This is a genomic window from Sphingopyxis bauzanensis (assembly GCF_002205675.1).
Lineage (GTDB): Bacteria > Pseudomonadota > Alphaproteobacteria > Sphingomonadales > Sphingomonadaceae > Sphingopyxis > Sphingopyxis bauzanensis.
Genome location: NZ_NISK01000005.1, coordinates 114,874 through 129,206 on the forward strand (window position 1 = coordinate 114,874; position 14,333 = coordinate 129,206).

Consider the following 14,333-nt stretch of genomic DNA (forward strand, 5'->3'; position numbering starts at 1 on the left):
CGGGCCTTTCCCTACACGCGAGCGCTCCCCTGTCCAGAGTCAAGACAGACTCTTTCCTTGCGCCAACGCGCTGTTTTTGCCACGCCAACGGCAACCGCAACAACGCGAAAGCCAATATGACCAATCCGCGGGCGCAGGCCCAAGAAAAGAAAGCTCCGCTGGGCCGCCGGGTCCGCGAGGGCCTCAAGCGCTTTTTCGGACCGTGGGGCATGTTTGTCCGTGGTTTTATCAAGCATCCGGTCATGGTCGGGTCGATCGTGCCATCGTCGCCGACGCTGATCCGCCACATGCTGAAGCCCGTCGATTGGAAGAACACCAAGCTGTTCGTCGAATATGGCCCAGGGGTTGGCACCTTTTGCCGTCCGGTGCTCGAACGCATGGCGGGTGACGCGACGTTGATCGCGATCGACACCAACGAAGATTTTATCGATTATCTGCGCAAGGATATCCGCGACAGCCGCTTTATCGCGGTTCACGGCTCGGCTTCCGAAGTTGAAGCGATCATCGCAGCGCACGGCTTTGAAAAAGCTGACTATGTCCTGTCGGGTCTGCCTTTCTCGACGTTGCCCGCCGGCGTCGGCCCGGCGATTGCGGCGGCAACGCACCGCGTTCTGCGCCCCGGCGGCGCGTTCCTTGTCTATCAGTTCCGCGCCCGCGCGCGCGATTTCCTCGCGCCGCATTTTGCCCGCATCGACAATGCGTTCGAGTGGGTCAATGTGCCGCCCTGCTTCCTGTTCTGGGGCTGGAAGGACTAAACTTCCAGATCGGGATCGGCGTCTCCAAGACCGAAATTGAGCCGCCGCGACACCGTATAGTCCGCGGCGCCAACGACAAACCATGCGAGCGTCCAGCGCAGCCGCGTCAGCCATCCGGCTCGCGCCTTGTGCTTGGCGGCGGTGATGTCGTCGCAATCCGCCTGCTGCGCCGCGATGAAGCCCCGCATCTGCTCGGCAAAACCGGCGTCGGCGACGCGCAGCATCACCTCGACATTCACGAACAGGCTGCGCATGTCGAAATTAGCGGTACCGATATAGACGACATCGTCGATCACGATCAGCTTCATGTGCAGCTTGCAGGGGCGATATTCCCAGACCTGCGCCCCTTTGCGCAGCAGATAGCCATAGAGCAGCCGCGAGGCACCGATCGTTGCCGCATTGTCAGATTTCGCCGCCATGATGAAGCGCGCTCGGCCATGCCGGGCGACGCGGCTAAGGCGCCGCAGCATGCCTTGGCCCGGCGAGAAATAGGCCATCACCATGTCAAGTTGGCGCGCGCCGACCAAATCGGTGCGCACCGCTTGCGCCCATGGCGACAGCCGCTGGGTCGGGCCGCCGACCAGCCAGGTCACCGGCCCCGCCTCCACCGGCCATTCACGGATCAGGCGGCGGAGCATCAGCAGCTTGCCGTCGTTGGTCACGGTGTAGTCGTGGATTTCCTCGAACCACGCGACCATCCGCGCCACCGAGGACCCGCGTACGATGATGCCAAGATCAAACCAGCAATTGTCCAGCTGTGTGCCCAGATAGGGAGCCGCGATGTTGAACCCGCCGGTCACCGCCACCTCGTCGTCGATCAACAGCAATTTCTGGTGGTTGCGGATCAGATAGCTCGATCGCCAGCGCCGCGAGAAAAACGTCACGCTGCCGCCCGCTTCACGCAGCGGAACAAAGATGCTGTCCGCGATGCCCGATGAGCCGAAACTGTCGATCACCGCACGCACCCGTACGCCGCGCCGCGCGGCCGCGGTCATGGCATCGAGGACGCGCGTTCCGGCAGCGTCGTGCTCGAAGATATACATGATGATGTTGATGCTGCGGATGGCGCCAGCGAGCAGGGCGAGGATGCGTTCGAGCCTCTGGTCGCCGTCGACGATGACCTCCAGCCGGTGACCGGCGACGTCAGCGGTTAGCGTATCGAGATCGCTGGCAGGGCTGGATGCATCAGTCATCGCCCGCTCATAGGCGGGGCGATACAAGCGCCGCAAGGGCAGCGCTTCGATTGACAGCGGCGGGCCGTCCTGCTAGCGCGCAGCGCTTGCCGCCACGCCTTCAAAAAGGGCTGGTCTCTCCGATATTCTAAGGAAACAACATGGCCCGCGTTACCGTCGAGGATTGCGTCGACAAGATTCCCAACCGTTTCGACCTGGTCCTGCTCTCCGCGCACCGCGCGCGCGAGATTTCAGGCGGTTCAGAGCTGACCATCGACCGCGACCGCGACAAGAACCCCGTCGTCGCGCTGCGCGAGATTGCCGAGCAGACGGTGCGTCCGAAGGATCTGAAGGAAACGCTGATCACGACGCTGCAGAAGGTTGTGATCGACGATGACGATACGCCCGATGAAATCAGCTCGATCAGCCGCTCGGCCGAAGCCCTCCGCCTGACCGCCGCCGCGCCGCCGCGCAGCCCCGCGGGTGGGGGCAGCGACTTCGAATAAGCGCTGCGACATGTGAACGAAGGGGCTGCGGGAAACTGCGGCCCTTTTTGTGTCAGCCGAAATCCTTGAGTTCGGCCACGCGGATCGCTTTCGATGCCAGCATCGGTTCGATGATTCGCTGGATCCGGTGCGCGCGGGGTGAGCCGGCGGCAATGTTGAACAGGCTGTTGGCAATGACGTCGGCGATCTGTACCCCGTCGCTGCGGTGGCTTTCCGCCAGAGAGGCACGGCCCCACGCGCCGAGGCCCGCCTGAATCTCTTCGCGAACCTTGCCGAGTATCACTGGATCATAGCGGCCATCGTCGATCACGACATCGGTGCATACGCCGCCGGTTTCGGGCAGCCACCGCCCGACTGCGAGGTTGAGCAGCGCGGCATAGACCGACAGGTCGCTGGGAACGGCGCCACCAGGCTTCCCGCCGATCGTGTCGCGCCTCGCCATCGCAACCCAGGCGCGGCCACCGGCGCGATCGAAAAGTTCTAGCAGGTAGGCGCGCTCGACGAGGCTGATCCGGCTGCCTTTGAGTTCGCCGCGCAGGCCGGTGACGCTGCGAAACCGCGCATGAATGTCGGCGGCGACCTGCGGCGACAACATGACCGCGGCAAACGTCATCGCACCGGCATTGAGCCCACCCGATTCGTCACAGTAAATCGTCACCGGCGGCGGGGCCGATGGGTCACCGGACGCGGCCGAAGAAGGCGACCGAGCGGCTTTGCCCCGCGGGGACAGCATCACTCCACAGCCAGCGGACATGCGTGACGTCTCTCGCGGCGGCAGGCCGCTCTGCCGCGCCGGGGACGGCGACTGTCAGTGCAGCGAGCGCCCCATAGGTCTTGCCGCCATCGACGGAAACGGCAAAACCTGCGGTGTCATTTGTGCCATCAAAGATCAACGCCTCGGGAATCGGGTTGGTCAGATTGACCCCCGCCGCCGGGGCGGCGCCATTGTTGGTGAAGGTGAGGGTCAGGCGAATGCGGTCGCTGGGCACGACGACATCGGGCGTGGTGTAGGTCTTCTCGCCCTCGCGGCCATCAACGCCCGGTCCCGATCTTTCCAGTTCGAGCTTGTTCGTCAGCGCGCCGGTGCCCTGTGCCGCGGCGGGCAGAGCGCCCATCGCCAAGGCGGTGGCCAGCGTCACTATCGTCCACGATTTACGGATCATCACCGTCTCCTATGTCGATCGCTCCATGGCGGATCAGGCAGGGCAGGGGTAGCGTTTCTTCATCAGCGCATCGAATGCCGTGTGGATGCTGACGCGCTTGCGCACCGGCGCGGGGTAGGAGCGTAGGTGGCCCAGCCACTGCTCGGGAGTCAGCGTTCCCGATTCGGGCGGGCAGCTGGTGGTTTTGCGCCCGGCGCGGCGATCGGCGTCAATACGCGCCTTGTAGCGTTTGCCCGCGGCGATCACCTCGCCTTTCAACTGATTGCCTTGCGGCGTCGCGAGCGCCAGGGGGCCGAGGCGGGCGAGCGAGTCGGCTCGCATCAGGAACGCGGCAACGCTCATGTCGCCCGGCGCCATCGCGCACAGCAGCGGCGCGGTCAGCAAGACAGGCAAGATGCGCGCGCGTTTCCCCAGGGTCATGCGCCGCAACTTGCCGTCAGCCAATGAATACCCCCTGAATCGAGCGCGCCAGGTCGATCAGCCTACGCGCCTTGGGGTTTCGGGTCGCCAAACGGACCGCGCGGCTTGCGCTTGATCTGCGGCAGCGAACCGGCGTGGCCCGACACCGGGGTGCCGCGCTTGTCGGCATCGTCCTCGCGGCCGATGTCCTCGCCCCTGATGGCGCGCTTCGATTCTTCGCCCGAGAGCGTTTCATATTCGAGCAGCGCGCCGGCAAGGAGATGAAGTTCGTCGAGGTGATCGGTGAGCACCTTGCGCGCGACATTCTCGCCTTCTTCGACGAGGCGGCGCACTTCAGCATCAATCATGCGCGCGGTGTCTTCCGACATATTCTGCGCGCGCGACACGCTGTGACCGAGGAATACCTCATCCTGATTGTCGCGATAGCGTAGCCAGCCGAGCTTGTCCGACATTCCATATTCCATGACCATAGAGCGCGCCATTTCGGTCGCCTGCTGGATGTCGTTCGATGCGCCGGTGTTGAGCTCGTCCTTGCCGTAAATCAACTGTTCCGCGATGCGGCCGCCGAAGCACAGCGCGAGGCGCGCCTTCATCTGCTTCATGCTCATCGAATAACGATCGCGTTCGGGCAGGTTCCACGTCACGCCCAGCGCGCGGCCGCGCGGGATGATCGTGACCTTGTGGAGTGGATCGCAGCCATCGACGTGGAGCGAGACGAGCGCGTGCCCAGCCTCGTGATAGGCGGTCGATTTTTTCTCGTCCTCGGTCATCACCATTGAACGCCGCTCGGCGCCCATCATGACCTTGTCCTTGGCCTCTTCGAACTCGTCATTGGCGATCAGGCGCTTGCCCTTGCGCGCCGCGAGCAGCGCTGCTTCGTTGCAAAGATTAGCCAGATCGGCGCCCGAAAAACCCGGGGTGCCGCGCGCGACGCGGCGCAGGTCGACGTCGGGTGCCAGCGGCTTTTTGCGGGTGTGAACCTCAAGGATCTTCTGGCGGCCCTCGATGTCGGGGCGCGGGACGACAACCTGGCGGTCGAAGCGGCCCGGGCGGAGGAGGGCGGGGTCGAGCACGTCGGGGCGGTTGGTCGCAGCGACGATGATGATGCCTTCGTTCGCCTCGAAGCCGTCCATCTCGACGAGCAGCTGGTTCAGCGTCTGTTCGCGCTCGTCATTGCCATTGCCGAGACCGGCGCCGCGATGGCGGCCGACGGCGTCGATTTCGTCGATGAAGACGATGCACGGCGCGTTGCGCTTGGCCTGTTCGAACATGTCGCGAACACGGCTGGCACCGACGCCGACGAACATTTCGACGAAGTCCGAACCCGAAATGGTGAAGAAGGGGACGCCCGCTTCGCCCGCGATGGCGCGGGCGAGCAAGGTTTTACCGGTGCCGGGCGAGCCGACGAGCAGCGCGCCCTTGGGGATCTGGCCGCCGAGGCGCGAGAATTTGGTCGGATCGCGCAGGAATTCGACGATTTCCTCAAGCTCTTCGCGCGCTTCGTCGATGCCGGCAACGTCGTCAAAGGTCACCTTGCCCTGCTTTTCGGTCAGCATCTTGGCGCGTGACTTGCCAAAGCCCATCGCGCCCGAGCCATTGTTCTTCTGCACCTGACGGAACACGAAAAAGGCGATGCCGAGGATCAGGATGAAGGGCAGCGACTGGATGAGCATATACATCCAGAAATTCGGCGTTTCGGTCGCCATTCCGTCATATTTGACATTATTGTCGTTGAGCATTTTCAAAAGGTCGGGATCGCGGATGACATTCGCTGTGAAGCGGTCGCCGTTCGACAGCGTGCCGGTCACCCTGTCTTCGGACAGGACGACGTCCTTGACGGCCCCTTCTTCGACCTTCTGGCGGAACTCGGAATAGGCCATCGCGCTGCCCGCAGGCTGCGCGGGTCCTCCGAACAACGAGGCGACGAGGAGCATGGCGAGCAAAATGCCGCTCCAGATCATCACACTCTTCATCCAGGGGTTGCCCTGCGGTTCCTTGTCGTCCTGCATGCGAGTACTTTCCTAATCGGCGCGGCGAGTGCGCTCCTATCCCGACAAGATAGGATAATCAGGTTAAATGACAATGAGCCAATCAGCCCTTTTTGGGCAGTTTCCGGCGCGGTGCATCAGAAATGCGCCATATAGCCCCTTCAAAGCCGCGAACGGGGTCGATCAGCAGGGCGCCGACCATCGCGCGCTTGCCCTTGTGCATGGCCGCGATCACGCCTTCGAGCGAGCCACCACGGATCGCCAGCTGGGCGGCATTGGCGCGCAGGCGTTGAGCGACGATGCGGCGGAACATCTCGGGCGGATAGGATTCGTTGCGGATCACCGCGATATCGGAGGCGTCGGGCCAGGAGGCGATCAGGCGCTCGACCGCCCAGTCGAGCGCCTCGTCGGCCTCGGCGAGCCAGCCCGCCGAGCGCGCGGCGGCGGCGGGATCGAGGATCGTCTGCGATGTCAGCGCCTGCCGTAGCCGGGCGCGATCGAAACGATCGTCGCTGTTCGACGGGTCATCGACAAAGGGCAGGTCATTTTCGAGCGCCAGACCGACCAGATCGCTGCGCCGCCAATGCAGCAACGGCCGCATCACGGCACCATTACGCGAGCGAATCGCCGACATGCCGCCGACGCCGCTGCTGCGGTTCAGCCGCATGACAATCGTTTCCAGCTGATCGTCGGCATGATGCGCGGTGAGGATATGGTCGAGCGCATTGGCGCCGCGCCACTGGTCGAGCAGATGATAGCGCTCGGCGCGCGCGGCCGCCTGCAGCGATCCTTTGATCGGCGCGGCGGGGCGCAGGGTTGAATGCGGGATATGTTCGCGATTGCAAAAGCTCGCAACCATGCGCGCTTCCTGGTCCGACCCCTTGCGCAGGCCATGATCGACAGTGGCCGCCCAGACCTGTCCGGGCAGCAGCGTCGCCATCAGCCAGAGCAGCGCCATGCTGTCGGGACCGCCCGACACGGCGACGCCATAGTGCAATTGGTGCCATTCGGGTCCGGCGAGCGCGCAAAGGTCGCTCGCCAGCCGATCGGCGCGGTCGCGGTCGCGGTCAGCAACCTGCTTTTGTTTTTGCGGCGGCTGCATCGGTTCGGACATCCTGCGGAGCCTTGTCACCATAGACGTCTTCGAGCTCGCGGAACGCCTTGCAGGCATCGGCCTTGCGGCCCAGCTTGTCGAGCGCGACGCCCATGAACATCAGGCTGTGCGGCGCGCGGGCGCCGCTGGGGCGGTCCTTGTAATTATTATAGAATGCGACGGCGGCCAGGCTGGGCTTGCCTTCGTCGAGGTAAGCGCGGCCCAGCAGATTCTGGGCAAAGCTGGCGTGGCTGCTGTTCGGCCATTTGGTCACGACCTGTTTCAGTTGCGCCTGCGCTTCGGGGTAGAGCTTGGCCTCCCATAGCCGAAACCCATAATCATATGCGTCCTTGGTTTCATTGCCGGTCGCGGGGATTTCAACCGTTTTGACCAGCGCGAGCCGTGCCGCGTTGGGCGTTGTCGCGGCGGGTTTGGCAGCCGTGGCCGGGGGCTTCTTCGCCGGCGTGGCGGCTAGCGTCGACGTCGTTGTCGGCGCCGGAGCAGGGGCAAGGTTGGCGGGCGTTGCAGTGGCCTCGGGATCGGCGAAACGCTGATCCATTTGGGCTTTATAGGCGGTGAACTGCTTTTCGAGCTCGCGCAGCTGGAAGGCGTTCTGCTCAGCCTGGCCGGTCAACGTCTGGAGCTGGCTTTCCAAGGCGTCGACCCGCGCGGTCAGGTCGATTACCGGGGCGTTGCTACGCGCGCGTTCGCCAGGGGAGTTGTCGGGCGCAATCTCGCCCTCGAAAAAGGTTGGGCTGCCGCCGGGGAATACGGAGCGCTGGACCGCCCGCATTTCCTTTTCCAGCCGTTCGACGCGCTTGCCGATGGCCGCCTCTTGCGCGGGCGCGGGCATCGTCGCGGCAAGCGCAATCGTCGCGGCTCCCAGGAAAGTGATCTGACGCATTTTCATTTGCCGTTCGGCCCCCACCAATTAACCATTTTGTCGTTCATAACGCCGCAAAGTGCGGCAGCGCAAACCCAATTCGGTGCGCTGCCGTTCGTGCCGACCCAAAAGATGGCCGGTTCAGCCCTTCGGAAGCGGGGCTGTCGCAGGCGCCGCAGTGCTGGGCGCGCCGTTTCCTTCAGCGCGCGCCACCAGATCGGCAGGCTTGAGCGAAACGCCCTTTACCAGCGTATCGGCGGGGCCGATCGCCCCAACGTCGCGGCCGCCAACGGTGACTTTCAACGCCTGCGGAATGCTGGTGCGCAGCGTGAACTGGTCGATATATGCCGGCGGCACCTGATAGGTTTCGCCCGGGTCGAGCGTGCGCCAGTTTTCGGTTTTGCCCGTCGCATCATCGAACCCGATCCACACCTCGGAAAGGCCGGTCAGCACCACCGGCGCGTCGGCGGCGATGGCCAACTGTGGAGAACCGGTCTTGCTTGTCGGCGGCGCTGCGGCGTCGCTTTGCGGTGCTTCGGAGGCATCGGCGGCGCGGTTCTGCGCGGCAATCAGCGCTTCGCCCGGTTCGACCGACAGGAAGCGCCAAACGCCATAGGCCGAGGCGAGCAGCAAGGCGATAATCACCAGCGTCCATGTCATCCGCGCGGTGGGCAGGCGGGTCGGGTCGGTCGGCTCATAAGCTTCGTAAAGCGGCCGCGCGCCATTCGCGTCTTCTTCGAGCTCGCGGCGCACCGCGGCGCCGACTTCGGCTTCGGGAAGGTCGACCGCGCGGGCATAAGCGCGGGCGAAGCCGGTGACATAGGTTCGGCCCGGAAGTTCCGAAAAATCGGACTTTTCGATCGCGGACAGGTGGCGCTGGGTGATCCGAGTGCGGGTCGCCACATCGGCAAGCGACAATCCCGCAGCTTCCCGCGCCAGCCGAAGCCGGTCGCCGGTGCGCGTGATCGCCAGCTCGCCCTGTTCCGGGGCGACATCCTCGTCTGTCATTACTGTCTCCGCGCCGGTCGATTGCAACCCGTGTCGACCGCGTCGCACCGTTCATCGCATTGACGGGCCGAAAAAGTCAAATGAAGTTCGGCAAACGACCGGCTGAAAAGAGTATGAATTACGCTCGTCGGAACGAGATGCGTTCAGAGCACATATTTGCTGAGGTCGGTATCGCCGACAATCTCCGACAGCTGGCGTTCGACATAGGCGGCATCGATGGCGAGGGTGGTGCCTGACATGTCTTCGGCGCCGAAACTGACCTCTTCGACCAGTTTCTCCATGATCGTCTGGAGCCGCCGCGCGCCGATATTTTCGACGCGTTCGTTGACCTCGGCGGCGAGTTTGGCGACGCGGGCGATCGCATCGTCGGTGAACGACAGGGTGACGTCCTCGGTGCCGAGCAGCGCCGAATATTGTTCGGGCAGTCCCGCCTTGGTCTCACTCAAAATGCGGACGAAATCGCTTTCGGTGAGGGCATTCAACTCGACGCGGATCGGCAGGCGGCCCTGAAGCTCGGGGAGCAGGTCGCTGGGTTTGGCGACATGAAAGGCGCCCGATGCGATGAATAATATATGGTCGGTCTTCATCGGACCATATTTGGTTGCGACGGTGGTGCCCTCGATCAGCGGCAGGAGGTCGCGCTGGACGCCTTCGCGGCTTACCGAGCCGCCGCGCACGTCGCTGACCGCGATCTTGTCGATTTCATCAAGGAAGACGATGCCATTGGCTTCGGCATCGGCGAGCGCGATGCGGGCGACGTCGTCCTGATCGAGGCGCTTGTCCTGCTCCTCCTCGATCAACCGCGTCGCGGCTTCGATGACCTTGAGCTTGCGGCGCTTCTTCGGCGCGCCGCCCATCGCCTTGCCCAACATGTCGGACAGGTTGATCATGCTCATCTGCCCGGGCTGACCGGGCAGTTCGAAGGGCATGCTGGGTGCGTCGGCAACCTCGATTTCGACCTCGCTATCGTCGAGATGGCCTTCGCGGATGCGTTGGCGAAAGCTCTGGCGCGTGGCCTCGCTCGCGCCCTTGCCGGTCAGCGCATCGAGCAGCCGTTCCATCGCGGCCTCTTCGGCGGCGGCGCGCACCGCTTCGCGGCGGCGGTCTTTTTCCAGCCGCACCGCTTCCTCGACCAGGTCGCGGGCGATCTGTTCGACGTCGCGGCCGACATAGCCGACCTCGGTGAATTTGGTCGCCTCGACCTTGATGAACGGTGCGTCGGCAAGCTTGGCCAGACGGCGCGAAATCTCGGTCTTGCCGCAGCCGGTGGGGCCGATCATCAGGATGTTCTTCGGCGTCACTTCGTCGCGCAGATCGGCAGACAGCTGCTGGCGGCGCCAGCGATTGCGCAGCGCCACCGCGACCGCGCGCTTGGCGGCATCCTGGCCGATGATATGCGTGTCGAGCGCAGCGACGATCGCCTTGGGAGTCAGGTCTTTGTTCATCTGTCTTACGCCTGCGTTTCGAGTGTTTCTTGGGTGAACTGGTCGTTGGTGTAGACGCAGATGTCGGCGGCGACCTGCATCGCCTTGCGAACCAGCACTTCGGCGTCCTTTTCATATTCGGCTAGCGCGGTGGCGGCGGCGAGGGCGTAATTGCCGCCCGACCCTATCGCGGCAATGCCGCCCTTGGGTTCGAGCACATCGCCGTTGCCGGTGATAACCAATGTCACCTCCTTGTCGGCGACGATCATCATCGCCTCGAGGTTGCGCAGATATTTGTCGGTGCGCCAATCCTTGGCAAGTTCGACCGCGGCGCGCAGCAGCTGGCCGTTATGGCGCTCAAGCTTGGCTTCGAGCCGCTCGAACAGCGTAAACGCATCAGCGGTCGCGCCGGCAAAACCGCCGATGACGCTGCCGTCGTGGAGGCGGCGCACCTTGCGCGCGTTGGGCTTCATCACCGTCTGGCCCATCGACACCTGCCCATCGCCGATGACGACGACCTTGTCAGCGGTGCGGGCGGAGAGGATGGTGGTTCCGTGCCAGGGCGCGGCACTTTGCGCGTGAGAATTGGTCATGCGGCGGGATATGGGAGATAGCGGGCGGAGCCGCAAGGGGAGGGCGATGCGCCGGTCAGGCGGCCCAGCATAGAACGGCGCGGCCGCCGGGTGCGATCTCTATCAACGATGCGTCGTCGAGCAAAACGGCTTCGCCCAAGGCCACCGTCTCGTCTGCCGCCGCGCAACCGGCGGACAGCGGAACAAAAGTGAGTTCGCCGGCCGCGCGGTCCAGGATGGCCGGATCGACCGGCCCCGCGAGTTGGGCGAGGAAGAAATGCGGTCCGCTGACCAGCATGCGGTTCGCGGCAGGGTCCACAACAGTATCGCGTGGGTCGTGCACCGGTCCCAGCGCCGCAACTTTCAATCCGGCATCAAGATGCAGTTCGCGCGGACGCCCATAATCATAGAGCCGGTATGTGCAGTCGACATTCTGTTGCACCTCGACCACCGTCAGTCCGCCGCCAATGGCATGGATCGTTCCGGCGCGGTTATAGACGAAATCATTAGTCTTGCTCGCTCGCCAGTCGATCATGTCGACGATCGATCCGTCGAGCGCCGCCGCGTGAAGCGCCTCGCGGCTGGTTTCTGCGGTCAAGCCAACGCCAAGTTCTGCGCCTGCGTCAGCGTCGAGGATCAGCCAGCACTCTTCCTTGCCGCGGGCGAAACCCGCCGCCTGAGCTGCGGAATCGTCAGGGTGAACCTGAATCGACAGCCGCTCGGACGTGAACAGGAATTTGACCATGATCGGCGCGGCGTCGCCGTCCGGATGCTCGAACCAGATTTCGCCGATCCGACGCGCGCTAAAATCACCGAAATCGCGCGGGATATCGGTGCGGCCCCAAGGCTTTTCGACGACGATCGTTTCAAGACGTTGCAGCATGGCCGCAGCATGCGGGGGCGTGAGCAGACCGTCAAGCCGAGCCGGGTCAGGCCGCTTGGTGTAGGCGATTGCCGTTCGCTGGGGGCGGTTGGTCGAGCCACAGGCCGCGTGTGTCATAGACGATCTTTTCGCTCCGTTCTTCGAGCGGGATTGATTTGAATAATTCGTGGTCGACCAGCACGATCAGAATGTCACAAGCGGCCAGGGCGCTGTCGAGATCGATCAACTCGGCGCCGGTTCCTGCGAACTCCATCGGCAGACCGCGTGCATAGGGTTCGACGATCTGGACCTGCTGGCCGAACCGACGCGCCAGTGCTGCTGCGACCTCGACCGCGGGGCTTTCGCGGAAATCGTCGATATTGGGTTTGAACGCGAGGCCGAGACACGCCACACGCGCCTGCGGATGCTGCGACACCAGCATTTCGGCGGCACCGATGACATGCGCGGTCTTGGCCAGGTTGACCTCGCGCGCGGTGCGGATCAGGCGGCTGTGCTCGGGCGCGCCATGGACGAGAAACCACGGATCGACTGCGATGCAATGGCCACCGACGCCGGGGCCGGGCTGGAGGATGTTGACGCGCGGGTGGCGATTGGCGAGGCGGATCACCTCCCACACATCGACCCCCATCTGCTCGGCCATCATCGACAGCTCATTGGCAAAGGCGATGTTGACGTCGCGGTAGCTGTTCTCGACCAGCTTCACCATTTCGGCGGCGCGCGCCGAGGTAGTGACGCACGCGCCGCGCACGAACTGCCGGTAAAAGGTCATCGCGCGGCGCGCGCAGCGCGGGGTAATGCCTCCGATACAACGGTCGTTATCGACCAGCTCGACCAAGATACGGCCCGGCAGCACCCGTTCGGGGCAATAAGCGACGAAAATGTCGGCGGCGCCGGCGCACGCGCCGGGGACCTTGAGGTCGGGGCGCAACTCGGCAAGGAGCGCGGCGACCTTTTCAGTGGTGCCGACGGGCGAGGTTGATTCGAGGATAACGAGGTTTCCGGCCTCCAGCTTCGGCGCGATTGCACGCGCGGCCGACAGAACATGGCCGATGTGGGGGCGATATTCTTCGTCGTGCGGGGTCGGTACGGCAATGACAAAGGTGTCGGCTGGCGCCACGTCGGTCGACGCCATCAGCGCGCCGCGCGAAACGACGCCCTGAACCAGGCCGTCGAGATCGACTTCCTCGATATGCACCTTGCCGTTGTTGACGGTATCGACGACATGCTGGCTGACATCAACGCCCGTCACCTTGCATCCCGAGCGCGCGATCAACGCCGCGGTCGGCAGGCCAATATAGCCCAGCCCAAGGACTGTGACCGTCTGTTCGCTATCGATGGGCACGCGCAACAATCTCCGCAATCTGTTTGGCCGCCGTGCCGTCACCAAAGGGATTATGGGCGCGGGCCATGGTCGAATAGGCGTCCTTATCGTCGAGAAGCCTGAAAATTTCGGAAACAATGCGCGCTTTGTCGGTTCCGACAAGCTTAGCGGTCCCGGCCGCTATGCCTTCGGGGCGCTCGGTCGTCTCGCGCATGACGAGGACGGGTTTGCCCAATGCAGGCGCTTCCTCCTGCACACCGCCGCTGTCGGTCAGAACGAGGTCCGAGATCGCCAGCAGGCGGACGAAATGCGGATAATCGAGCGGGTCGACCAGCGCGACGTTGGACAGACCGCCCAGGGTCGGTTCCATCGCGCTGCGGACGTGCGGGTTGGGATGGACCGGAAAGACCACCGCGACGTCGTCGCGCGCGGCGATAGCGGCGATCGCATCGGCAATCGCTTTCATCCCTTCGCCGAAATTCTCGCGGCGGTGCGAAGTGACGGCGATGATCCGTTTGCCGGCAAAGCGGCCGACGAGTGGGTCGAGGCCAGCGGCAAGCGACGGCTCTCGTTCAATTCGCGCTTTGGTTGCCAGCAGCGCATCGATCACAGTATTTCCAGTCACGTGAATGCGGTCGGCGGGCACATTTTCGGCGCGTAGAGCTGCCGCGGCGGTTTCGGTGGGCGCGAAATGAAGGTCCGCGACTGCGCCCGCCACCTTGCGGTTCACCTCTTCGGGCCAGGGATGATAGATGTTGCCGCTGCGCAGGCCTGCTTCGACATGACCGACAGGAATCTTGCGAAAATAGGCGGCCAGTGTCGCCGCCATTGTTGTCAGCGTGTCGCCATGCACCAATATGCGGTCGGGCTTTTCCGCGTCGAGAGCTTCGCCGAGGCCGGTCACGAGCCGAGCCAGCAGACTGTCGAGGGTCTGGTTGCCCTGCATGACGTCCAGATCTATATCCGGCTGGATGTTGGCGATATGGAGAACCTGGTCCAGCATTTCGCGATGCTGGGCGGTGGCGCAAACGCGTGTGTTCACCGAACCATCGTCCCGAAGAGCGTGGATGACGGGGAACATCTTGATCGCTTCCGGCCGCGTTCCAAACACAATCGCGATCTTTGGGCGACCAGTATTTTCCATT

The 14,333-nt window shown here is 63.9% G+C and carries 15 protein-coding genes; 2 read left to right on the plus strand and 13 right to left on the minus strand.

All coding sequences use genetic code 11. From position 1 onward, the window contains the following. Positions 1-116 precede the first annotated feature (116 nt). Entirely contained in the window at positions 117-755 is a 639-nt protein-coding gene (locus tag CDQ92_RS18905; protein WP_088443689.1) for a class I SAM-dependent methyltransferase, read from the plus strand. Here the strand turns inward: CDQ92_RS18905 and CDQ92_RS18910 are convergent. Continuing rightward, positions 752-1,948, minus strand: a complete 1,197-nt coding sequence (locus tag CDQ92_RS18910) for a phospholipase D-like domain-containing protein (protein WP_088443786.1) — start codon at positions 1,946-1,948, stop codon at positions 752-754. The genes CDQ92_RS18905 and CDQ92_RS18910 overlap by 4 nt on opposite strands. Positions 1,949-2,088: 140 nt before the next feature. Between CDQ92_RS18910 and rpoZ the strand changes: the two genes are divergently transcribed. Then, positions 2,089-2,433, plus strand: coding sequence for a DNA-directed RNA polymerase subunit omega (gene rpoZ / locus CDQ92_RS18915; RefSeq protein ID WP_088443692.1), 345 nt, complete (start codon positions 2,089-2,091; stop codon positions 2,431-2,433). Positions 2,434-2,485: 52 nt separating this feature from the next. Here rpoZ and CDQ92_RS18920 read toward each other — a convergent pair whose 3' ends face one another. The 12 genes from CDQ92_RS18920 to wecB form a co-directional block, all read right to left on the minus strand. Next, positions 2,486-3,091 (minus strand): DUF3800 domain-containing protein, encoded by a 606-nt coding sequence (locus CDQ92_RS18920; protein ID WP_088443694.1) that lies wholly within the window; start codon positions 3,089-3,091, stop codon positions 2,486-2,488. 19 nt (positions 3,092-3,110) lie between these two features. Then, on the minus strand, positions 3,111-3,596 hold the full coding sequence (locus tag CDQ92_RS18925; protein WP_088443696.1) for a DUF11 domain-containing protein: 486 nt from the start codon (positions 3,594-3,596) through the stop codon (positions 3,111-3,113). A 33-nt stretch (positions 3,597-3,629) separates the two neighbouring features. Next, positions 3,630-4,040 (minus strand): hypothetical protein, encoded by a 411-nt coding sequence (locus CDQ92_RS18930; RefSeq protein WP_237246132.1) that lies wholly within the window; start codon positions 4,038-4,040, stop codon positions 3,630-3,632. Between the two features lie 38 nt (positions 4,041-4,078). After that, positions 4,079-6,025, minus strand: coding sequence for an ATP-dependent zinc metalloprotease FtsH (gene ftsH, locus CDQ92_RS18935; protein ID WP_088443697.1), 1,947 nt, complete (start codon positions 6,023-6,025; stop codon positions 4,079-4,081). Positions 6,026-6,107: 82 nt separating this feature from the next. Beyond that, positions 6,108-7,118 (minus strand): tRNA lysidine(34) synthetase TilS, encoded by a 1,011-nt coding sequence (gene tilS, locus CDQ92_RS18940; RefSeq protein ID WP_088443699.1) that lies wholly within the window; start codon positions 7,116-7,118, stop codon positions 6,108-6,110. Then, complete coding sequence (locus CDQ92_RS18945; RefSeq protein WP_088443701.1) at positions 7,072-8,007, minus strand: tol-pal system YbgF family protein; 936 nt, start codon at positions 8,005-8,007, stop codon at positions 7,072-7,074. Before CDQ92_RS18945 ends, tilS begins: the two co-directional genes overlap by 47 nt. 114 nt (positions 8,008-8,121) lie before the next feature. Then, positions 8,122-8,988, minus strand: a complete 867-nt coding sequence (locus CDQ92_RS18950; RefSeq protein WP_088443704.1) for a helix-turn-helix domain-containing protein — start codon at positions 8,986-8,988, stop codon at positions 8,122-8,124. A gap of 143 nt (positions 8,989-9,131) precedes the next feature. Then, entirely contained in the window at positions 9,132-10,433 is a 1,302-nt protein-coding gene (hslU, locus tag CDQ92_RS18955) for an ATP-dependent protease ATPase subunit HslU (protein WP_088443708.1), read from the minus strand. 5 nt (positions 10,434-10,438) lie between these two features. Further along, positions 10,439-11,005 carry an ATP-dependent protease subunit HslV gene (hslV, locus tag CDQ92_RS18960; RefSeq protein ID WP_088443711.1) on the minus strand — a complete coding sequence of 189 codons (567 nt, stop codon included), beginning with the start codon at positions 11,003-11,005 and terminating at the stop codon, positions 10,439-10,441. Between the two features lie 55 nt (positions 11,006-11,060). Then, positions 11,061-11,867 carry a class I mannose-6-phosphate isomerase gene (locus tag CDQ92_RS18965; RefSeq protein WP_088443714.1) on the minus strand — a complete coding sequence of 269 codons (807 nt, stop codon included), beginning with the start codon at positions 11,865-11,867 and terminating at the stop codon, positions 11,061-11,063. Positions 11,868-11,913: 46 nt separating this feature from the next. Further along, positions 11,914-13,209 (minus strand): UDP-N-acetyl-D-mannosamine dehydrogenase, encoded by a 1,296-nt coding sequence (gene wecC, locus CDQ92_RS18970; RefSeq protein WP_088443790.1) that lies wholly within the window; start codon positions 13,207-13,209, stop codon positions 11,914-11,916. Next, positions 13,196-14,332, minus strand: coding sequence for a non-hydrolyzing UDP-N-acetylglucosamine 2-epimerase (gene wecB / locus CDQ92_RS18975; protein ID WP_088443716.1), 1,137 nt, complete (start codon positions 14,330-14,332; stop codon positions 13,196-13,198). Before wecB ends, wecC begins: the two co-directional genes overlap by 14 nt. Between the last annotated feature and the right edge of the window lies 1 nt (position 14,333).